The sequence below is a fragment of the Collinsella aerofaciens genome (assembly GCF_015553355.1).
Lineage (GTDB): Bacteria > Actinomycetota > Coriobacteriia > Coriobacteriales > Coriobacteriaceae > Collinsella > Collinsella aerofaciens_V.
Genome location: NZ_JADNGN010000015.1, coordinates 23,178 through 43,716 on the forward strand (window position 1 = coordinate 23,178; position 20,539 = coordinate 43,716).

Here is a 20,539-nt window from a genome sequence, read left to right on the forward strand (position 1 = left end):
ATTTCTGAAAGGGGAATCATGAACCGATTAGTACAAAAGCTGATCGCCGGCGCCGCCGCCGTAGCGATCGCCGTAACCGGCCTGGTGGGTGGAGCGCCCACGGCCAAGGCTGCGCCAGTCTACAGCATTACGATCAACAAGCAGTCGACGGATGCTGCCGATCACACGTTCAACGGCTGGCAGCTTGCCGAGCTGAAGGACGTTGTTGTTGGCAATGACAAGTCGATTGCCTATACGATTGATACCACCGATGCGCTCGTGAGCACCATCGAGGGCGCGATGAACTTCAATGCTGTCATTGATGGGACGGGCGATGCCCGGAACGTGCTTACTGCCTACAAGCAGGACAAGAACTTCTTTGTGTCCGAGGGCAACGCGTCGAACAACCCTATGGGCTTCCTGATCATGCGGGTGTTTAGCAATAGCGGAGCCCCTAACCTCTCCTCGCCTTGGAACAATGATGCCGCGCTGCGCACCTTTGCCCAGAACCTCGAGGACCAGACCTTCCCTGGTACTCCTGCTGCAACCGAGTTCACCACGTCTACGGCCGGCAACGCCAATGTGAAAACCTTTAACGTCCCGGGTATCTGGTTCCTGAAGGACGTTACCAATCCCGCTGCGGACAAGGAGTCCTTCTCGCTGCCCATCATTACGCCGACGAGCATTGCGGGCACCGATGTCGATGACACCGTTACCGTGAAGAACGTGATTCCGACCATCTCTAAGCATCTTGCCAATGCTGACGGCACCTACAACTATGAGCCGTCCTTCTCCGTGGGCGACACCGTGTACTACACGCTTGAGACTACCGTTCCGTACTACACCGGCTATTCGACCAAACGTGTGTTCAAGATCAACGACACTGCTAGTTCTGCCATTTCTTCGATTGTCGGTAACGTCGCCACGGGCGTAAAGGTTGAATCGGTCAAGGTTGGAGACGTTACTCTTAAGGTGAGTAGCGACTACAGTGTTTCCTATGCTGCCACTTCTGATACCGATAGTAAGTACGCCGGAGGTGTAGATACCGTCATCGACCTTGGCAACTACGTGAACCAGGTTGCGGACGCTACTGCGCTGAACGAGGGCGCAAAGGTGACCGTACTGGTGAGTGCTACCCTTGATGCAGATGCCAAGCTTTCTGACTCCACCGCCATCCAGGGCAACCCCAACAAGGACTCACTTACCTGGTCGCACAACCCCAACAACATCTCCGATGAGCAGACCATTCCTGGTAACGAGGTGAATGTCTACTCCTATAAGTTCAACATCGTGAAGACCGCCAAGGACATGACCACTAAGCTCTCGGGTGCTAAGTTCACGATCAAGGCGGGAAGCAGCTATCTCGGTTACGAGAACGGCGCATGGAAGACCCTGACCACGACTCCGACTAAGGATACTCAGGGTGGTGCCGAAGTTGGCGTGTTCGCCACCGACGATGGCGTCATCAACTTTAATGGTCTCGACGCTGGCACGTATGAGATCGAGGAGATCGTTCCTCCCAATGGTTACACCGCCGTCTCCCTGCCGAAGTTCACCTTTACGGTATCCGCTACGGTGAAGTCCGACGATCCCGAGGGCCAGAAGACCATCACTGCTGTCTCTTATGCCAAGGACGCTACCGATCCTCGCGTCTCCGTTGAGAACTCGACCATCAAGATTTGGAACGCCAAGAACCTCACCGAGCTGCCCTTGACCGGTGACCTGGGCATCAAGGTTTTCATCACCGTGGGCGTGCTGCTCATGGCTGCTGGCGCCGCCTTTGCCCTGAGTGCACGTATGCGCTCTTAATTCCCTAGCTTGATGACGCGGCGAGCGGGCGATCGTCGTCTCCTATCAGCGCCCGTGCGCCGCGTTCTCACATTCCCTTTCGCCGCACCCCGTCGCGCTTGGACCCGCGGCGGGGTGTGGTGCATTAACCGTGTCCTCGCACCCACACCCCCGGAGGTGAACCACATGAAGGCAATCAAGCCCGTATCGACGATGCGCACGCCGAGCGTCGGTTCGAACCCGGCTTCCCCCAGCCGACGTAAACCGCCCCTCGCCCTGCGCCTGCTTTCCCTTCTGTGCTTTGTCGCCGGCTTTGTTATCGTGGCCACGCCCCTCGCCCTGCGCGCCATGTCCCAGGCCGAGCAGACGGCCGCAGTTACCGCGGCCGCCAACACGGTTGATGGCTGGCCCTATCCGAAGGCGGAGGAGGCCCTCGCGGCCGCGCGCGCCTACAACGAGCAGTTGGCCGCCGGCGGTCAGGACGTTATCGGCGAGGTCGTGGATCCGTTCGGTAGTACCTCCGGCGCCTCCACCGCCTCTGGCTCTGAGGATTCCATCGCCTCGCAAGATACAACCTACCAGGGGCTTCTTAACGCGGGATCGGGCCTTATGTGCTCGGTGCGCATTCCCAAGATCGACGTGAACCTGCCCGTGTACCACGGCACCTCTACCGAGGTGCTCGCTGCGGGCGCCGGCCACCTATATGGAACATCGCTGCCCGTGGGCGGCGCGAGCACGCACGCCGTGCTTACCGGCCACCGCGGCGTGCCAGGCTCGCTCCTGTTCACGCGCTTGGATGAGCTGCAGGTTGGCGACTCGTTTTACATCGAGGTGATGGGCGAGGAACTGGGTTACAAGATCGACCGCATAGACGTGATTACGCCCGACGACGATTCCAAGTTGCGCGTGACCGCCGGCGAGGACCGCGTGACGCTCATGACCTGCACGCCCTACGGCGTGAACTCGCACCGCCTGCTCGTATCGGGCGTGCGTGCGGAGATTCCGAATGAGGTGCCCGTGCCCGAGGACGCGCAGGGCATCAACACCACCGCGGTGGCGCTGGGCGTTTTGGGCGCGCTGCTGGCGATTGTTGTGGGTCTCGTTGCGGCCGGGCACGTGCGCAAGAAGCGGCGCGCGGCGCAGCGTGCTGCCGTTGCCGCCGCGGTGACGCTGGACGCCGGCGCGGCTGCTGGCGAAGGCGGAAACGGGTGGACCGCGGGAGCCTCCAGGCCTGCGGTCCCCTTCTCCTCCTCTGCTTCAGCCTCCTCGGCTTCCCCCGATTCCGATGCTGATTCTCCCGAGTATCGCGGGCGACACCTGCGCTAGCGCCCGCGTTGGTGCTCAATATCGCTCGAAGTGCAGCGCCTTCGCTCGCTTCCTGGTCATTTGCCAGAACCGCGGCGCTATCCCGAACATGCCGTACGACGCGATGGTCGAGCTTCCCGCCTACATCGGCAAGAACGGCCCCGAGGTCATCTCGCGCGACAACATCCCGCTGTTCCAGCAGGGCCTCATGATGCAGCAGCTCAACTCCGAGAAGCTCGTGGTCGAGGCGTGCATCGAGGGTTCGTATGAGAAGGCGCTCAAGGCGTTCACGCTCAACAAGACCGTGCCGTCCATGACGGTCGCCAAGGAGATTCTCGACGACATGATCGAGGCCAACAAGGATTTCTGGCCTGAGCTTAAGTAACGAGGCCTTCGACGGCCCGACTGCGAACGGTTCGCAGCGGCCTTTGAGGTCCATAGGCTCCCCCTGGGGTCCATCCTAGGGGGGAGCCTCTCAGAAGCGCCCCGAGGGGCGCTTCTTGTGTATATGGAGGCAAAAGGGATATACAGTCTTCATATACGGCCTCCTTTTAGTAGGGTCGATTTCTCCGGTTGATTTCTGATCTCAGCTGAACATACTGAGCGGATAGGCCGTTCCCGCAGTTAGCCGAAAGCCCCCGGGGTCCCTCCCGGGCTCCGGGGCGGCATTTTCCCAGTTGAAGGAACGGTGGAGATGTGTTTCGGTGGGTCCGGTGGCCATGCTCCGCTCTCCGCCCGGCACCTCTTCCAAGGGAACCGACGAGGGCGCCGGCGCCCAGTATGTCTAAGTGAACGGTTCTTTGGGCAATACTGCTTATGATTTTACGACTGATGATAAGGGCGAAATCAGCGTCAAGGGCCTCGATGCTGGCGCTTACACGGTCGAGGAGACCCATACGCTCCCCGGCTATAACACCGTGCCCAAATTCACGTTCACCATTACTGCCACGGGTCTTAATCAGAATGAGGGCGAGAATACGTTGACGGTGACCACATCCAAGAATGGTTCTGGTCTCGTCACCAATTCCTCTTCTGGTGGCGGCACCGTTACCCTTACCGTCAAGAACAAGAAGGGCTCTAACCTTCCCCTCACCGGTCTCAACGGCGTGACCTTCACTTGGATCGCTGGTGGCGCGGTGCTGTGCATCGGCGTGGCGCACCTCATCCGCAGCCGTAAGCAGGCTGAGGAGTCCGAGCACGAGTAACGCTCGCTCACCCATCACTTTGGCAGGTGGGATGTGATGGCCATGAGACTTGCGGACACTTTTCTCGTCCATCCACGTTCTTGCTTTGCCATTCTCTTTTTGGGGCAGACTCCGCACTGGAGTCTGCCCCGTTTTTTTGGACAACGCAGCCAGCCTCCACCGTCCGATGCGGACTCATCCGTCATCGCGTTTCTTGACTCGTATGAGGTTCGGTTTAAGGTCCGTAGGCGCACGCGCGGTGCGGACGGTAGAAGGCATTTGCGCCGCAACAAGCGCAAATAAGAATGCCCGGGGTTAGAGGCCCGGGCATTTAACAAAACCAGAAAACTAGGCCGCCCGCGCTCCCAAACATTTACGCGGGGTGCGTCGTTTTCTATTGACATTGTATCCCGAATCGCCCCGCCGATCCGGGACATTTTGAAAACTCAAATGCTGGCCTACGCACGAAAGGAATCTCGTTAATTCCGAAAATTATGTATAATTCCAATTAAAAATGGAATCAAACGAAAACGATGGAAATGAACGAAGCGCTAATCTACTTACAAGAAGCACTAGGCCTCTCCGCCAAGACCAAAACTTGGCCTGGATCCGCACGCTTGCCGCTGCATCTGCGGGCGATTGAGGTCCGCGCTGTTGACGCAAACGGTTTTTCGTTTTTGCTTGCAAGTTTGCCTACGGGCGTCGGGCTTCCCGAGGCTAAGAGAGTCTATAGCCAGCTAGCCTTGCGCGCGGAGACTCCTGTTGTCGTTTCGTTTCCTGATGCCGATGCACGTCAGCGCAAAGCATTGGTCGCACAAGGGATTCCCTTTGTCTGCCCAGGTAGACAGGCTTTTCTTCCATTTATGGGCACAGCCTGCACGGAGAGGGGCGGTGCCCGCTTTCGCAATCACGCGACCAAGATGTCACCCAACGCGCAGGCTGCCGCAATTTGGGGAGCAGCCCAGGAGCCATATCGTCCCTATGACCTTTGTCGTGCGCTTGGGATCTCGGCAAGCCGTGCGAGTGAGGCCATAACCGAGCTTGTCGACAGGGGGCTCGCGAGGCGCGAGCGTCGCGAGCGGCGTGTCGTCGTGCTCCCTATCGCCGTCGATCTTTTGCTCAGCGAGCACATGGCAGAGCTCTCCTCGCCTGTCTCGAAGGTCTTTTTTGCAAGGAAGACGCCGCAGATCGACTATCTTGTTGACGCCGGGGAGACGGCGCTCGCTGCGCGTTCGATGCTCGCTGTGCCGGGCATGGAACAAAAGGCCGTCTTAAGAAGTGCATGGCGTCAACTGAGCGACCTCGAAGTCGCAGACGGGGAGTTGCCGGATAACGAAACGGCGATGATCCAAGTGTGGCGCTATGCGCCCGTGTTTGCCGACTCCTCCCGCGTCGATGACATTTCGCTTGCGCTATCTTTGGCGGCAATCGACGATGAGCGAATTCAGCTCGAAGTCGATCGCATGTTTGGAAAGGAATATCCATGGCAAGAAGCGCTGTAGAAGGTCTCCAAGAATTTCAGCAGCATATGCAAAAAGCTGCAGGATCGTATGCCCTTATCGGCGGCACGGCATGTGACATTTTGCTCGCGGAGGCGGGACTTCCGTTTAGGATGACTCACGATTTTGATGTTGTAATTGTCGCCGATGACCGGTTGCCTCAGACGGCAGAAGCTATATGGACTTTGGTGCATGATGGCGGTTACCGCTGCGGCTGGGGCGAAGGCAAAGGCTCATGTTTTTATCGGTTTACAGAGCCTAAGAGGCCGGGTTACCCCCGTATGATCGAACTCTTTGCGAAGTGCCCCGACTTTCTAAAGGGTCGTGCGGGGATTGATGTGGCACCAATTCACGTTGATGAAAACATAAGCAGTCTTTCGGCAATTTTGTTGGACGATGCTTACTACGGCTTGTTCCTTCAGGGAATCCGGACCGTAGGCGGCGTTTCGGTCCTGGGTACAGAATACATTGTCCCGTTCAAAGCGAAGGCGTATCTCGACCTAAAAGCTAGAAGGGAAGCGGGGGAGAACGTTGATTCGAATAAGGTAAAAAAGCATAAACGCGATGCGCTGAGGCTTGCTCAGCTGCTTGGCGAGTCGGAAGGCGTCGACCTGCGCGGAGAACTGAAGGACGATATGCTTGCGTTTGTTAAAGATTGCGAGGTGGGCGACGTCAATCTGAAACAGATTGGGGTTGCGGGCGTAACGATGGCGCAGTTGCTCGAGACGATGAAAGCAACATATGGCTTGATTGGTTGAGTGGGGTTACGTGGCCCGGACGGTGCAGTCTAGTTGCGTTGTCCGGCGCATGAGCTCGCTAATCGGGTATTATTTGTTTAGACAACTTGAGTTGTAGAGGAGTGACCGGCGATGGTGCAGGGCGCCAAACATATGAAGAGCAATAACGCCGCGGCCAACGGTGGCTCAAGCCCTCAGCCCAAACCTCAACAAAAGCCCAAGCGCCGCCGCAAGCGGCTGCCGCGCTGGGCCGACCGTCTCATCACCATCGTCATCATCCTTATCGGCGTGGGCCTTATGACCTGGCCGTGGATCTTGGACCGGCTCGAGGCCTCGGGCGTGTTCAACCAGATCAGCACGGTGTCCAGCACCGTGGACGCGCTGTCTGCCGAGGAGCGCGAGCGCATCCTGCTCCAGGCGCGCTCCTTTAACGAGCAGCTGGCGGGCGAGGCCACCGAGCTTCCCGCCGACCAGATCGAGCCCTACGCCCAGCAGCTCATCTTTGACCGTGACCCCATGATGAGTTGGGTCGAGATCCCCTCCATCGACGTGAGCATGCCTATCTACCACGGCACGAGCGAGGAAGTCCTTATGGCGGGCGTCGGCCACCTGGAGGGCACGAGCCTGCCGGTGGGCGGCACCTCGACGCATTGCGTGCTCACCGCGCACTCGGGCATGCGCAACCTGAGTATGTTCGACGACATCCATTCGCTGGAGCCCGGCGACCTGGTGCTGCTGCACACCATGAACAAGACGCTCGCCTACAAGATGGTGAACTCCGAGGTCGTGCTGCCCGAGGAGATGGAGTCGCTGACCATCGAGCCCGGCGCCGACAAGGTGACGCTCGTCACCTGCACGCCCTACGGCGTGAACGACCATCGCCTGTTGGTGCACTGCGTGCGCACCAAGTACGACAAGAAGGACGTCGACAAGCAAAAGTCGCTGGCCGGCCGCCACTGGGGCAAGCGCGAGTTTGCCGTGCTCATCGTGGTCATAGCCATTGTGCTGTTGCTGCTGGACATCGTGATCCACGCGGTCCGCAAGCGCCGCAAGGCCAAGGCCTCGGCATAAGGCATCGTTCAGAACCGCCACAAAGGGGACAGGCACCTTTGTGGTGGTCGGGACTTCCAAACCATCACAACATTCGATGAAAATCTCGATTTTGGCGAAAAGCGTCGAATGTTGTGATGGTTTTCGTTATGGACGGTGCGGTTTCGCTGCAGAACCGACAGCCCGCCGCCTGCCAGCCCGCCGCCCTCGTTACGTTTTCGCTGCATTTGGGTAAAGCGCCTGCTCCAAGCCGGCGTTGCCTTGTATACTAGAGCGGTTTATCTGTTATGCGGAAGGGAGCGCCTATGGCACTCAGCGAGAAAGACGTGCGCGGCATCGCCGAGTACGCAAAGATCGCACTGACCGATGACGAGCTCACCCAGATGACGTCCTACATGAACGACGCCGTCCAGATGCTCGAGCCCGTCCTGCAATATGACTTGCCCGACGTGGAGCCCACGTTCCATCCCATCGGAAGCCTGTCCAACGTGATGGGCGATGACCTGCGCGAGCCCGAGCGCGACCTGCCGCTCGACGTCGCGCTCGAAAACGCCGGCAGCGCGCGCGACCGCTACTTCCGCGTGCCGTCCATTTTGGGAGAGGGGGAGAGCGAGTAATGGCACAGAGCTTCGATTCCCTTACCGCCGCCCAGATTGCCGCGGGCGTTGCCGCCGGCGACTTTACCGCTACCGAGGTGGCCCAGGCCTCTCTTGCCGCCATCGAGGCGCGCGAGGGCGGGGTCCAGGCATTCCTGCAGGTGGCGCCCGAGCTTGCGCTCGAGGCTGCTGCGCGCGTGGATGCCGACCGTGCCGCAGGCAAGCCGCTGCCCCCGCTCGCGGGCGTGCCGCTGGCCATTAAGGACAACATGAACCTCGTGGGCACGCGCACCACCTGCGCTTCTCGCATGCTCGAGAACTACCAGAGCGTCTACACCGCCACCTGCGTCCAGCGCATGCTCGATGCCGGCTGCCTGCCCATGGGCAAGGCCAACATGGACGAGTTTGCCTTTGGCAGCTCCACCGAGAGCTCGGCGTTCCACCGCACCAACAACCCCTGGGATACCGAGCGCGTGCCCGGCGGTTCCTCGGGCGGCTCCGCTGCAGCCGTCGCCGCGGGCGAAGTCGCGCTCTCGCTGGGCTCGGACACCGGCGGTTCCATTCGCCAGCCGGCGTCGCTGTGCGGCGTGGTGGGCTTTAAGCCCACGTATGGCGCCGTGAGCCGTTACGGCGTGGTTGCCTTTGGCTCGTCGCTCGACCAGGTGGGGCCCTTTGGCCGCACGGTCGAGGATGTCGCGCTGGCCATGAACGCGCTTACCGGCGCGGGCCACGATCCATACGACTGCACCAGCCAGGATTGCGCCGTCGACTTTACCGAGCATCTCAACGACAGCATCGAGGGCAAGCGCGTGGGCATCATCCCCGCGTTTATGGAGGCCGAGGGCCTGACGCCCGAGGTCAAGGCCGCTGTTCAGCGCGCCGCCCAGGAGTTGCAGAACCAGGGCGCCGAGCTGGTCGAGGTCGACCTGCCGCACCTGGACGCCGCTATCGCCGCATACTACGTCATCGGCCCGGCCGAGGCGTTCTCCAACCTGGCTCGTTTCGACGGCATTCGCTACGGCTACCAGGAGGAGGGCTGCGTCAACCTGTCCGACCAGAGCTCGCTTTCGCGCGCCCACGGCTTTGGCGCCGAGGCCAAGCGCCGTCAGATGCTCGGCGCCTACCTGCTGAGCTCGGGCGTGTACGACAAGTACTACTACGCTGCGCAAAAGGCCCGCACGCTCATCACGCAGGACTACGACGCCGCGTATGCCAAGGTGGACACCATCCTCATGCCCGCCTCGCCGCGCACGGCCTTTAAGTTTGGCGAGATCAGCGACCCCACGCAGATGTACCTTTCGGACCTGTACACCATTTCGCTCAACATTTGCGGCAACGGCGGTATCTCGGTGCCGCTGGGCTTGGGCGAGGATACTCAGTTGCCCGTTTCTGCCCAGCTGGTTGGTCCGGCCTTTAAGGACCGTCAGCTGCTCACGTTTGCCCGCGCCCTGGAGCGCGGCTTTGCCGATGCCGCCACGGGTGCGCCCGCGCTTTCCGTCGCGCCCGATTTTGCCGGGAAGGGAGGCGAGCTGTAATGAAGGAGCTTTCCGAGGTCCTGCAGGATTGGGAGGCCGTGATCGGCCTGGAGATCCATACCGAGCTCACCGCACTCGATACCAAGATGTTCTGCAACTGCAAGCTCAGCCACGATGACGAGCCCAACGCAAACGTGTGCCCGGTGTGCCTGGGCCTGCCCGGCGCCCTGCCGGTGCCTAACAAGCGCGCCATCGAGAGCATCGTCAAGGCCGGCCTTGCCACCAACTGCGAGATCCAGCGTCACTCGATGTTCTACCGCAAGCACTACTTCTATCCCGACATGGCCAAGAACTTCCAGACCACGCAGGGTCCGGTCGCCTTTGCCATGTACGGTCACCTTGATCTGGATGTGACCGGTCGCGGTGCCGCCGAGCGCCCCGACTGCGCGTTTGGCGAGGCCGAGGCTCAGAGCCTGGCGAGCGCCTCGGCCAACGCCGAGGGCCTGTCCACGTCCATGACGTCGACCATGCGCGAGGGCAATCAGCGCGCCGGCCATCTGGCCAGCTACGACGCGTCCAACCTGCAGATGCCCGAGCGCCGCGAGGACGGTTCCTACACGGTGCCCATCCGCATTCTGCGCATCCACATGGAGGAGGATGCCGCCAAGATGGTGCACGTGGGCGGTGCCGAGGGCCGCATCACCGCCGCGGCCGAGTCGCTCGTCGACTACAACCGCTGCGGCACGCCTTTGATTGAGCTCGTGACTGAGCCCGACTTGCGTACGCCCGAGGAAGCGCGTCTGTTTATGGAAAAGCTCCGTCGCATCTTTGTGACGCTGGGCATTTCGGACTGCTCCATGGAGAAGGGCTCCATGCGCTGCGACGGCAACGTGTCGCTGCGTCGCCGCGGCGAGACCAAGCTGGGCACCAAGACCGAGCTCAAGAACCTCAACTCGTTCAAGGGCCTGCACGACGGCCTTGCCTACGAGATTTGCCGCCAGGCCGAGGTACTCGAGGAGGGCGGCATCATCTATCAGGAGACCCGCCACTGGGAGCCCAGCCGCAAGCGCACCGTGGTCATGCGTGTGAAGGAGACGGCCGACGACTATCGTCTGTTCCCCGACCCCGATCTGGCGCCGTTCGATCTGGACGATGAGTTCATCGACCGTTGCCGAGGCGAGATCCCCGAGCTGCCCGATGCCAAGCGTGCCCGTTTTGAGACTGACTTTGGCATTAAGGCGGCCGATGCCGAGCAGATCGCCGGCGACCCCGAGTTTGCTGACTTCTTTGAGGCCGCCGCTGCCGGTATGGCTGGCAAGGAGGCCCAGACGGTCGCAAACTTGCTGGTGAACGAGATGATCGCCTACCTTAAGGGCGCGGGCGTGTCGCTCGTCGAGTCCGGCATCGCGCCGGCTCAGGTGGCAGCGCTGGCCAAGCTGCTGGCGACCGATGCCATCAGCTCCAACCAGGCGCACGAGGTCTTTGAGGCTATGGCTCAGACCGGCGACGACCCCAACAAGATCGTCGACGAGCGCGGTATGCGTCAGGTGAGCGATGCCGGCGCGCTGCAACCGATCGTGGACGAGGTGCTGGCTAACTGTGCCGATCAGGCGCAGCAGTATCGCGACGGCAACCAGAAGGTCATCGGCTTTTTGGTGGGCCAGTGCATGAAGGCGAGCCGCGGCAAGGGCAACCCGAAGCTCTTCAACGAGTTGCTGAGAACGTCGCTCTCATAAGCGGAGCCCGGGAGCCCCGGCAGGGCGGGTGCTTCCTCAAAATTTCAAACAGTCCTGCGCAAGATGAAGGCCACATTAAGTGGCCTTCTTTGCGTGCGGAACTTATTTTGAGCAAGCACCCGCCCTGCCGGGGCTCCCGGGTTCTGGCAACGACTCGGCCGTTCGGGTCAGGTGGGGCTGAATGGAATAGAGTGAATGGGCGCGCCGTTGGCGCGTCCATTTTTGTGCGGGTGACAAAGGGACTGTCCCTTTGTCACATTGCAATAAATGTGATGAAAGTGTGGCGAAATGAACTTAAAACTTCCGTAAATGTGATAAATGTCACGTTTTACCTAGGGTAAAATGTGGGAAATATCACGTTTACGGAAGTTTCTTTGCGGGAGGTTCGGCCATGCAGCGAGATATCATTGCCAAGCTTAACGCTTGGAAAGCGTCAGAATATCGTAAGCCGCTTATCCTTAAGGGGGCGCGCCAGGTTGGAAAGACGTGGGCGCTTAAGGAGTTCGGCCGAACCTCGTACATCAATTATGTGTATCTGACGCTCGAGGAGCCGTCGCCTGGGGTACAGAGCGAGTACGCTCAGTTTTTCGAAGGTACGCGCGATCCTCGACGGATCATCTCAAATCTTTCCCTGGCACTTGGACAGCCTATCGATCCTGGCGAGACGCTGCTTATTATTGATGAGATCCAGGATTGTCCTTCTGCAGTCGGTGCCCTTAAATACTTCTGTGACGAGGCCCCCGAGTATCACGTCGCATGCGCAGGGTCTTTGTTGGGCGTTCGCTTGTCCCGTGAGACCAGCGCTTTTCCGGTGGGAAAGGTCGAGTTCATGGAGATGCGCCCCATGAGCTTTTCCGAGTTTCTGAAAGCCGAGGGCGCTGCAAACTACGACGAATACCTTGGCGGCCTGGATCAGATCGAGACAGTGCCCGATTTCTTCCATGTCCGTCTCGTCGAGCATCTTCGTCGTTATTTTGCATGCGGCGGCATGCCAGAGGCTCTTGGCCGGTGGGCGGAGACGGGCGATATCGTTCAGGTCGATAAGGTGTTGTCTGATCTCTTGGATTCCTACGAGCGCGATTTTGCCAAGCATGGTGGCCGTGCGCAGTTCGCCAAGCTTTCGCAAATATGGAACTCGATTCCAGCTCAGTTGGCGCGCGAGAACAAAAAGTTCGTTTGGGGTGCGGTGCGCGAGGGGGCTCGTGCTCGAGAATACGAGGATGCTCTGGAATGGCTTGCCGATGCTGGGCTCATCACGGCGGTTCGCCTTAATGCTGCCGGTGGTGTGCCGCTCTCTGCGTACGATGACCTCAAGGCATTTAAAGTCTACTGTCTTGATGTCGGCTTGCTGCGCCGCATGGCAAGGCTGGATGCGTCCGCTTTTGCCATCTCGGATGCGCTATTTTCGGAGTTCAAAGGTTCGTTCGCCGAGAACTATGTGCTTCAGGCATTACTTTCACAGTTAGATGCTGCTCCGCGTTATTGGACAAACGAGAAGCCGAAGCACGAAGTCGATTTTTTGATTCAAGTCGGAAACGAAATCGTTCCCGTCGAGGTCAAATCGGGAGAGGTCGTTCATTCCAAGAGCCTTAAGTACTATGCCGACAAGCATGCGGAGACGACTCCATTGAGGGTCCGCTACTCACTTAAGAACCTAAAGCTCGACGACGGGGTGCTCAACATTCCGTTGTATTTGGCTGATCGATCTGTCCCTCTTATCAAAAAGGCGCTTGATTGTGCGCATCTTGACGTTTAGATCCTGGGTGAGCTGACGGGCGGCGGCTAATTAATCGCTCCGTTACGGCCAGGGAGCTTGGGCCTTAGCGATGCTTGCTTCGCCAAGCGGTGGGGGTGGTGCCGGTGTGTTGTTTGAAGGCTTGGGTGAAGGCGGCCTGTTGAGGGTAGCCTAGACGCTCTGCTACCTGCGCTATCGTGAGCGCGCTATCGGCCAAAAGGTCCTGCGCCCGCTCCATACGGCGTCTGCGAATGTAGGTGCCCAGGGACTCGCCAGTTTGGGCCTTAAAGGTGGCGCATAGTTTGGAGCGGCTTGTGTAGAGCCTCTCGGCCACCTCGTTGATACCCACACGTCTGCCTTTGTCGAGCGCGCGCTCAATCATTGCCGTTGCTTCTTCGGCAATGGTTATGCTGACGCGTGTGTCTGCCGCCTGCCGCGCCTGCTTGTGGGCCGCGCGCGAACAGGCGAGCTCCGCGACCATGGTCTCCACGATGCCCTGCATATAGACGTGTCCGCCTAGGGTGTGAGCGCGGTCCTCGTTAATCCGGCGCAGCGTGTGGCAGATGGCAGACGTCGCCTCCTCGTGCCATGGCTCGGCAAACGCCTCAAAGATTCCCGCGAACTCGGTGGGATAGCGGTGCTCCAGTTCGTCAAAATATCCAGGCAAAAAGAGCACCGAGCGCGAGTGATAGAGCTCCCCCGCAAACAGCGGGCTTAATTCCTCGCCACAGTTATCTTGGATAAAGCTGCAAACGGCATTGTTTGGCCACGGTCCATGCAATGGTTTGAGGTTCGCGGGCGTTATGCCAGCCTCGGGCATGCATGTAAGTGTGGGCGCGCTGACCTCGCTCACGCAGGCATATGGCTCGGGTGTGTATTCGGCCAGGTACATATCGTGCGTCGGGGTGATGAAATGCTCCATGACGATGCAGGCAGGGGAGAGGGGCATGATCCATGCGCGTCCGTGCGCCCGATCGTTTGCCACCTCGCCGGTAAGGACAGCGCCCTTGCCGGAAAGCTCCAGGCCAAACTGCTCAAACTGTGGTGCGTAGAGCTCGGTTATGTCGGTCGCTGCCCGCCGTATTTGCAAAAGCGTCCCTTTCCTTTGCAGAAACGTCCACGCCTGGCTTGATTGTGAGCCATGGCTAACACATCAATGATAAGATGATTGAGGTTAACTCTCAAGCCGTTAGAAAGGAATCTCATGGCAAAGGGATCAAAAAGGGAAGGTGGAGGCATCGGCGAGTTGCTCGCGTATGCCGGTGACCGTAAATTCCTAACGTATTTGGGCATGGCGCTCTCGGCGCTCTCGCAGCTGCTGAGCTTTGGCCCGTACGTGTGCATTTGGCTTGTCGCTCGCGACCTGATCGCCGTGGCGCCCAACTGGAGCGAAGCCACTAACATCGCGATGTACGGTTGGTGGGCCGTGGGGTTTGCGCTGGCAAGCATCGTAGCTTATTTCGTGGGGCTCATGTGCACGCACCTGTCTGCGTTTCGCTGCGCGTCCAATATCCGCAAGACTACGAGCGAGCACCTGCTTAAGCTGCCGCTCGGCTACTTTGACACGCACGCCACCGGTGAGCTGCGCCGTATTGTAGACGGATGCGCCGCCTCCACCGAGACCCTGCTCGCGCACATGCTGCCCGATATCGCCGGCGCCGCCGCCATGGTCGTGGGCTTGCTCGTGCTGCTTTTCGCCCTCGATTGGCGCTTGGGCGCGGCATGCCTTATCTCGGTCGTCGTTTCGTTTGGCGCCATGGCCACCATGATGAGCGGCGAAGGCGCCGAGTTCATGAAGGCCTACATGGGAGCGCTGGTCAAGATGAACAAGACCGGCACCGAATACGTACGCGGCATCCCCGTGGTCAAGGTGTTTCAGCAGACGGTCTACTCCTTTAAGGCCTTCCACGATGCAATCGCCGAATACGCCGACATGGCGCAAAACTATGCGGGCACGTTCTGCCGAGGTCCGCAGGTACTCAACCTTACCGCGCTCAATGGTCTTGTGGCATTCCTGTTGCCCGTGGCGTTGCTGTTGGCGCCAGGCGAGACGGACTTCGCGCATTTTATGACCAACTTCACGTTTTACGCGATATTTTCGGCCGTGGTACCGACGGCCATGACCAAGCTCATGTTTGTGGGCGAGGCCTCTCAGATGAGTGCCGATTCGTTGGCTCGTATTCGAAGCGTCATGGATTCCAAGCAGCTTTCCGTGCCCGCACAACCCAAGCACCCTGCCGGCGGCGACGTGCGATTTGAGGACGTGAGCTTTACGTACGAAGGTGCCGAAGCACCTGCCGTTAGCCATGTAAGTTTCAGCGTTTCCGCTGGTAGCACCCTCGCCCTGGTGGGTCCCTCTGGTGGCGGTAAGTCAACCTGCGCAAGCCTGATCCCGCGTTTTTGGGATGTTTCCTCGGGTCGAGTGCTCGTAGGCGGTGTGGACGTTCGCGATATGGATCCGCACGAGCTTATGGACCAGGTCGCCTTCGTGTTCCAGACCAACCAGCTGTTCCGGCAAACACTTGCCGATAACGTGCGCGCCTCCAAGCCTACGGCTACTGACGACGAAGTGCGTGCGGCCCTCTCCGCAGCTCAGTGCGACGACATTGTGGCCAAGCTCCCACAGGGCATCAATACCATGCTCGGTGCCGGCGGAGCATATCTTTCGGGCGGCGAGGTCCAGCGCGTGGCACTCGCCCGCGCGATCCTTAAAGACGCGCCTATCGTGGTGCTCGATGAGGCTACGGCGTTTGCCGATCCCGAGAACGAGGCGCTTATCCAACGTGCTTTTAGCAAACTGGCGGCGGGTCGCACGGTCATTATGATCGCGCACCGACTCTCGACTGTAGTGGGCGCAGACCAAATCGTGGTGCTCAACCAGGGCAGCGTGCAGGAGTCGGGTACCCATGCCGAGTTGCTGTCCCAAAATGGCCTGTATGCCAAGATGTGGGCCGAGTACGAACAGGCCGCGAGCTGGAAAATCACTGCAGCGACCGCGGATGCCACCGTCACGAAGGGAGGCGAGGCCTAAATGTTCGCCTCATTCCAAAAGAAGTATTTCCTATCCGATAAAGGCGTCGCCGGCGTAAAACGCGGCATTTTCTGGACCACGCTCACCAATCTCATCACCATGGCCGGCATGGGCTTTTTATTCCAGGTTATGGCCGGCTTTGTCGAGCATCTCGTCAGCGGGGCTGACCTGCCGGATGCCCTGCCGATCGTGGGCGGCCTCCTGGTCTTTTTCGTGTTGCTCTTTGCCTCTAACTGGCAGCAGTATTACTACACCTACTGCATCTTTTACGAGGAGTGCGGCAAGCAGCGTATGGAGATTGCCGAGCGCTTGCGCAAACTGCCGCTGTCGTTTTTTGGTCGTCGTGATCTGGCCGATTTAACCGAGACCATCATGGGCGACGTCCAGGCCATGGAGCACGCCTACAGCCACGTGCTGGGAGAGCTTTGGGGTGCCATCATCGCAAGCGCCATTGTCTTCGTGGCATCGCTGTTCTTTTGCTGGCAGCTGGCGATTGCGGCGTTTTGGAGCGTTCCCGTGGCCTTTGCCGTGTTGTATCTAACACGCGGCCCCATGACTCCGGTGTTTGATCGCGTGCGTGCCGAGAAGGTCAAGGTTACCGAGGCTATTCAAGAGACGCTCGACTGCGTTCGCGAGATTCGCGCCACCAACCAGGAGGCCCATTATCTTGAGGGACTCAACGCCGTGATCGATGCCGAGGAGCGCGAGACCACCAAGGGCGAGCTCGTTAACGGGCTTTTGGTCAACTCCGCCTTTGCCATCCTGCGTCTGGGCATTGCCACCACGCTGGTCACGGGCGCCGCGATGGTCGCCTCCGGGCAGGTCGACTTTTTGGTGTTGTTTGCCTTCCTGCTTATGGTGAGCCGTATCTATGCGCCCTTTGACCAGGCATTAATGTTAATGTCCGAGCTGTTTGCCGCCGAGTCGTCTGCCAAGCGCATGCGTTCCATCATGGAAGAGCCTGTGGCGCGGGGCAGCGAGAACTTTGAGCCTGCGGGCCACGATGTGGTGTTCGATCACGTGGCATTTGGCTATGGTGCGGGCGAGGACGGCCGCGCCGGCGAGAAAGTTCTTACCGATGTGAGCTTTACCGCCAAGGAAGGCGAAGTTACGGCGCTGGTCGGTCCTTCGGGTTCCGGTAAGTCTACGGTGAGCCGCCTGGCCGCGCGCTTTTGGGATGCCACTGCGGGCAAGGTTACCGTGGGCGGTGTGGATGTTGCGGGCGTCGACCCCGAGGTGCTCCTGCGCGACTACGCCATTGTGTTCCAAGACGTGTTGCTCTTTGACGACACGGTGATGGGAAACATCCGCCTCGGGCGTCGTGACGCCACCGATGAGGAAGTGCTTGCGGCCGCGCGTGCCGCTAACTGCGACGAGTTCGTGAACCGCATGCCGCAGGGCTACGACACCATGATCGGCGAGAACGGCTCCAAACTCTCCGGTGGCGAGCGCCAGCGCATCTCCATCGCCCGCGCGCTGCTCAAAGATGCGCCCATCGTGCTGTTGGACGAGGCGACGGCGAGCTTGGACGTGGAGAACGAGACCGTGGTTCAGCAGGCACTCTCCCGTCTGCTCGCAGGTAAGACGGTTATCGTTATTGCCCACCGTATGCGTACGGTGGAAAATGCCGACAAAATCGTTGTACTCAAGGATGGTGTGGTCGCCGAGCAGGACACTCCGGCGCAGCTCAAGGCGGCAGGTGGAGAATTCGCCCGCATGGTTGCGCTGCAAAAGGAAGCGGCGGACTGGCGGCTATAGGAATGTGACAAAGGGACAATCCCTTTGTCATATTGAGTTCATCCCCATAGTTTCCAAAAAGTTAGCCATTGTTTACCAAATAGTTATACTAAACTATTTTCAAAAGCGTGCTCGAGCAAACTAATGAACTCGGGTGCTAAGGCACCATGCCGCGCTTGTGCGGCAAAAGGGAGAAGCAACATGAAGAAGTCGACGTTTAACACCCTGCTTGTCGGTGGCGGTTTTCTGCTTGGTACGGCCGGCATCAAGCTGCTCACCAGCGCTCCGGTAAAGAACGCCTGCGTGCAGGGCATCGCGTGCGGTATGCGCGTCAAGAACTGCTACCAGGACATGGTCGAGCAGGCCAAGGCCAATGTCGATGACATGGTTGCCGAGGCTGCCTACATCACCCAGAGCGAGGCCGCTGCTGACGAGGCAGCCGAGTAACGCTCCCAGGCACAAACTATGAGATTCTCGATTATCAGCGAGATCCCCGGCAGGACCCGTCTTCAATTGGCGGGTCCTGTGCCAGAGAGCGATCTCGATGCACTTCTTAAGCTTGGCGGCGACATCGATGGCGTGCACAAGGTGCGCGTTTATGGCCGTATTGGCCAGATGGCGCTGGAGTACGACGAGCCGCGCCGCGCAAGCGTGCTCGACGCCCTAGGCGCACTCGATGCTCAAGCTATCGCCGATGCCAAGTCGGGCTACGTGATGCAACTCGAGCCGCGCAAGCACAAACTCGTTATGGACCTGGCGACACTTATCGGCGCCCACTACGCGCGCCGCTGGTTCCTGCCTACGCCGCTGCGTGCCATCTTTGTCGTGGCCGGTTACATGGCATTTTTGCGCGCTGCCCTTCATGAGCTGGCGCAGCCGCGCCTGACCGTTCCTGTGCTCGACGCTTCGGCCATCGGCATTTCGTTCGTCAAGCGTGATGTCGACACCGCGGGCCAGACGATGTTCCTGCTCAACGTGGGCGAGCTGCTCGAGGACTACACCCGCGCCATGAGCGAAAACGAGCTCATCAACTCGCTGCTCGATGTTCCCGACAAGGCGCAAAAGGTCGTCGGCGATACGGAGGTAAGCGTTGCTGCGACCGAGCTCGAGCCCGGCGATCTGGTCGCCGTGCGCACCGGCATGTCCATCTGCATTGACGGCGTGGTCGAGCAGGGGAGCGCCATGGTCAACCAGGCGACCCTGACCGGCGAACCGCTGGCCGTCGAGCGCAGCGTGGGCGACGACGTGTTCGCCGGCACCGTCGTGGAGGACGGCAGCATCTTGGTGCGCGTGCGCGCCAACACGGCGCAGACCAAGCTCCGCTCAATCGTCTCGCTCGTGCAGACGGCCGACTCACTCAAGTCCGAGGGCCAGTCGCATATGGAGGACCTCGCCAACAAGATCGTCCCGTGGAACTTCCTGCTCGCGGGCCTGGTCGCGCTCACTACGCGCAGCCTCATCAAGACCTCGGCGGCGCTGATGGTCGACTACTCGTGCGCGCTCAAGCTCACGGGTTCCGTTGCCGTCATGACTGCCATGAGCGACGCCGCCAAGATGGGCGTCATGGTCAAGGGCGCGAAGTACTTTGAGTCGTTTGCCAAGGCCGATACCATTGTCTTTGATAAGACCGGTACGCTGACCGAGGCCCAGCCGCGCCTAGCTTGCGTGCTCACCACCGATAGCTGGAGTGAGGACGAGATTCTGCGCCTTTCCGCTTGCTTGGAGGAGCATTTCCCGCATCCGGTGGCACGCGCCGTGGTCAATGCGGCGCGCGAGCGCGGGCTCGAGCACCGCGAGCGCCATGCCGCCGTCGAGTACATCGTGGCGCACGGCATCGCTTCGTCCATCGAAGGGCGTCGCGCCATCATCGGTTCGGCGCACTTTGTATTCGAGGATGAGGGTGCGCAGCTCGAGTCCAACATTAAGGAGCAAATCGAGTCCCAGATGCAGGGCCTGTCGCCGCTGTATCTGGCGGTCGACGGTACCGTTGTGGGTGTGCTCGGTATCGAGGACCCGCTTAAGCCCGGGGTCCGCGAGGCCATCGCCGACCTGCATGCGTTGGGCGTTAAGCACGTGGTCATGCTCACGGGCGACTCGGAGCGCACAGCCGAGCGCATTGCTCGCGAGGCAGGTGTCGACGAGTTTAAGGCCGAGCTGCTGCCCGAGGACAAGTACGCGTATGTGGAGCGCATTAAGGGCGAGGGGCGCCACGTTGCCATGGTGGGCGACGGCGTCAACGATTCGCCGGCGCTCGGTTTGGCCGACGTGGGGCTGGCAATGGGTGGTGGAAGCGACATTGCCAAGGAGGTCGCCGATATCATCCTGACCGATACGGATCTCGCCGCGATCGTGCGCCTGCGCCGCATGAGTCAGGGGCTTATCGACCGTCTGACGAGTTCGTATTCCAAGGTGATGCTCACCAACTCGGCGCTGTTGGCATTGGGTATTACCGGCATGATTACTCCGCAGGCGTCGTCGCTGCTGCACAACGGCTCAACGATCGCCTACAGCCTGGGCAACGCAAAGGCTTACCTGCGCTAGCGGACGTGTTCGCCCACGTTATCTGGCCTGCGCCCAGACGGCATCGGTGTCGTCCGGACGCAGGCCTTTTGGGTTGATTTCCGATCTCAGCCGAACACATTAGGCGGACAGGCCGTTCCCGCAGCTAGCCGAACGCCCCCGAGGCC

At 60.0% G+C, this 20,539-nt stretch carries 16 protein-coding genes; 15 read left to right on the top strand and 1 reads right to left on the bottom strand.

What is annotated here, in order from left to right:
- Positions 1-18 precede the first annotated feature (18 nt).
- The 11 genes from I2D57_RS05225 to I2D57_RS05275 all read left to right on the top strand — a co-directional run bounded on the left by I2D57_RS05225 (position 19) and on the right by I2D57_RS05275 (position 13,105).
- A complete protein-coding gene (locus I2D57_RS05225) occupies positions 19-1,788 on the top strand; it encodes a SpaA isopeptide-forming pilin-related protein (protein WP_195361728.1) in 1,770 nt (589 codons plus the stop codon).
- Positions 1,789-1,953: 165 nt separating this feature from the next.
- The gene (locus I2D57_RS05230) at positions 1,954-3,093 is read left to right on the top strand and encodes a class C sortase (protein WP_195361729.1); all 1,140 of its coding nucleotides are present in this window, start codon (positions 1,954-1,956) and stop codon (positions 3,091-3,093) included.
- Positions 3,053-3,457 carry a family 4 glycosyl hydrolase gene (locus tag I2D57_RS05235; protein WP_229055639.1) on the top strand — a complete coding sequence of 135 codons (405 nt, stop codon included), beginning with the start codon at positions 3,053-3,055 and terminating at the stop codon, positions 3,455-3,457. Before I2D57_RS05230 ends, I2D57_RS05235 begins: the two co-directional genes overlap by 41 nt.
- A 415-nt stretch (positions 3,458-3,872) precedes the next feature.
- Complete coding sequence (locus I2D57_RS05240) at positions 3,873-4,277, top strand: prealbumin-like fold domain-containing protein (RefSeq protein WP_195361730.1); 405 nt, start codon at positions 3,873-3,875, stop codon at positions 4,275-4,277.
- A gap of 512 nt (positions 4,278-4,789) precedes the next feature.
- Positions 4,790-5,758: a MarR family transcriptional regulator gene (locus I2D57_RS05245; protein WP_195361731.1), complete on the top strand. Its 969-nt coding sequence runs from the start codon at positions 4,790-4,792 to the stop codon at positions 5,756-5,758.
- A complete protein-coding gene (locus I2D57_RS05250) occupies positions 5,740-6,513 on the top strand; it encodes a hypothetical protein (RefSeq protein WP_195361732.1) in 774 nt (257 codons plus the stop codon). The genes I2D57_RS05245 and I2D57_RS05250 overlap by 19 nt, the downstream gene beginning before the upstream one ends.
- Positions 6,514-6,645: 132 nt before the next feature.
- Complete coding sequence (locus tag I2D57_RS05255; protein WP_195361733.1) at positions 6,646-7,563, top strand: class C sortase; 918 nt, start codon at positions 6,646-6,648, stop codon at positions 7,561-7,563.
- 284 nt (positions 7,564-7,847) lie between these two features.
- Complete coding sequence (gene gatC, locus I2D57_RS05260) at positions 7,848-8,159, top strand: Asp-tRNA(Asn)/Glu-tRNA(Gln) amidotransferase subunit GatC (protein WP_055250987.1); 312 nt, start codon at positions 7,848-7,850, stop codon at positions 8,157-8,159.
- Positions 8,159-9,673: an Asp-tRNA(Asn)/Glu-tRNA(Gln) amidotransferase subunit GatA gene (gene gatA / locus I2D57_RS05265; protein WP_195361734.1), complete on the top strand. Its 1,515-nt coding sequence runs from the start codon at positions 8,159-8,161 to the stop codon at positions 9,671-9,673. The genes gatC and gatA overlap by 1 nt, the downstream gene beginning before the upstream one ends.
- On the top strand, positions 9,673-11,349 hold the full coding sequence (gatB, locus tag I2D57_RS05270; RefSeq protein WP_195361735.1) for an Asp-tRNA(Asn)/Glu-tRNA(Gln) amidotransferase subunit GatB: 1,677 nt from the start codon (positions 9,673-9,675) through the stop codon (positions 11,347-11,349). Before gatA ends, gatB begins: the two co-directional genes overlap by 1 nt.
- 391 nt (positions 11,350-11,740) lie before the next feature.
- Positions 11,741-13,105, top strand: coding sequence for an ATP-binding protein (locus tag I2D57_RS05275; RefSeq protein WP_195361736.1), 1,365 nt, complete (start codon positions 11,741-11,743; stop codon positions 13,103-13,105).
- Between the two features lie 64 nt (positions 13,106-13,169).
- Here I2D57_RS05275 and I2D57_RS05280 read toward each other — a convergent pair whose 3' ends face one another.
- The gene (locus I2D57_RS05280) at positions 13,170-14,174 is read right to left on the bottom strand and encodes a helix-turn-helix domain-containing protein (protein WP_195361737.1); all 1,005 of its coding nucleotides are present in this window, start codon (positions 14,172-14,174) and stop codon (positions 13,170-13,172) included.
- A 114-nt stretch (positions 14,175-14,288) separates the two neighbouring features.
- Here I2D57_RS05280 and I2D57_RS05285 point away from each other — a divergent pair, with 114 nt between their 5' ends.
- From I2D57_RS05285 to I2D57_RS05300, 4 genes are all read left to right on the top strand, one after another.
- Positions 14,289-16,115: an ABC transporter ATP-binding protein gene (locus tag I2D57_RS05285; RefSeq protein WP_195361738.1), complete on the top strand. Its 1,827-nt coding sequence runs from the start codon at positions 14,289-14,291 to the stop codon at positions 16,113-16,115.
- Positions 16,116-17,873, top strand: coding sequence for an ABC transporter ATP-binding protein (locus tag I2D57_RS05290; protein WP_195361739.1), 1,758 nt, complete (start codon positions 16,116-16,118; stop codon positions 17,871-17,873). It begins immediately after the preceding gene.
- 180 nt (positions 17,874-18,053) lie between these two features.
- Positions 18,054-18,299, top strand: coding sequence for a DUF6110 family protein (locus I2D57_RS05295; RefSeq protein WP_022094642.1), 246 nt, complete (start codon positions 18,054-18,056; stop codon positions 18,297-18,299).
- Positions 18,300-18,377: 78 nt separating this feature from the next.
- Complete coding sequence (locus I2D57_RS05300; protein ID WP_271748796.1) at positions 18,378-20,393, top strand: heavy metal translocating P-type ATPase; 2,016 nt, start codon at positions 18,378-18,380, stop codon at positions 20,391-20,393.
- Positions 20,394-20,539 lie beyond the last annotated feature (146 nt).

What these genes read in the sequence shown, in the direction of transcription:
- I2D57_RS05255 (WP_195361733.1), top strand. Translation starts at nt 6,646, where the DNA reads ATGAAGAGCAATAACGCCGCGGCCAACGGTGGCTCAAGCCCTCAGCCC.
- gatB (WP_195361735.1), top strand. Translation starts at nt 9,673, where the DNA reads ATGAAGGAGCTTTCCGAGGTCCTGCAGGATTGGGAGGCCGTGATCGGC.
- I2D57_RS05285 (WP_195361738.1), top strand. Translation starts at nt 14,289, where the DNA reads ATGGCAAAGGGATCAAAAAGGGAAGGTGGAGGCATCGGCGAGTTGCTC.
- gatC (WP_055250987.1), top strand. Translation starts at nt 7,848, where the DNA reads ATGGCACTCAGCGAGAAAGACGTGCGCGGCATCGCCGAGTACGCAAAG.
- I2D57_RS05235 (WP_229055639.1), top strand. Translation starts at nt 3,053, where the DNA reads ATGCTGATTCTCCCGAGTATCGCGGGCGACACCTGCGCTAGCGCCCGC.
- gatA (WP_195361734.1), top strand. Translation starts at nt 8,159, where the DNA reads ATGGCACAGAGCTTCGATTCCCTTACCGCCGCCCAGATTGCCGCGGGC.
- I2D57_RS05295 (WP_022094642.1), top strand. Translation starts at nt 18,054, where the DNA reads ATGAAGAAGTCGACGTTTAACACCCTGCTTGTCGGTGGCGGTTTTCTG.
- I2D57_RS05290 (WP_195361739.1), top strand. Translation starts at nt 16,116, where the DNA reads ATGTTCGCCTCATTCCAAAAGAAGTATTTCCTATCCGATAAAGGCGTC.
- I2D57_RS05230 (WP_195361729.1), top strand. Translation starts at nt 1,954, where the DNA reads ATGAAGGCAATCAAGCCCGTATCGACGATGCGCACGCCGAGCGTCGGT.
- I2D57_RS05225 (WP_195361728.1), top strand. Translation starts at nt 19, where the DNA reads ATGAACCGATTAGTACAAAAGCTGATCGCCGGCGCCGCCGCCGTAGCG.
- I2D57_RS05250 (WP_195361732.1), top strand. Translation starts at nt 5,740, where the DNA reads ATGGCAAGAAGCGCTGTAGAAGGTCTCCAAGAATTTCAGCAGCATATG.
- I2D57_RS05275 (WP_195361736.1), top strand. Translation starts at nt 11,741, where the DNA reads ATGCAGCGAGATATCATTGCCAAGCTTAACGCTTGGAAAGCGTCAGAA.
- I2D57_RS05245 (WP_195361731.1), top strand. Translation starts at nt 4,790, where the DNA reads ATGGAAATGAACGAAGCGCTAATCTACTTACAAGAAGCACTAGGCCTC.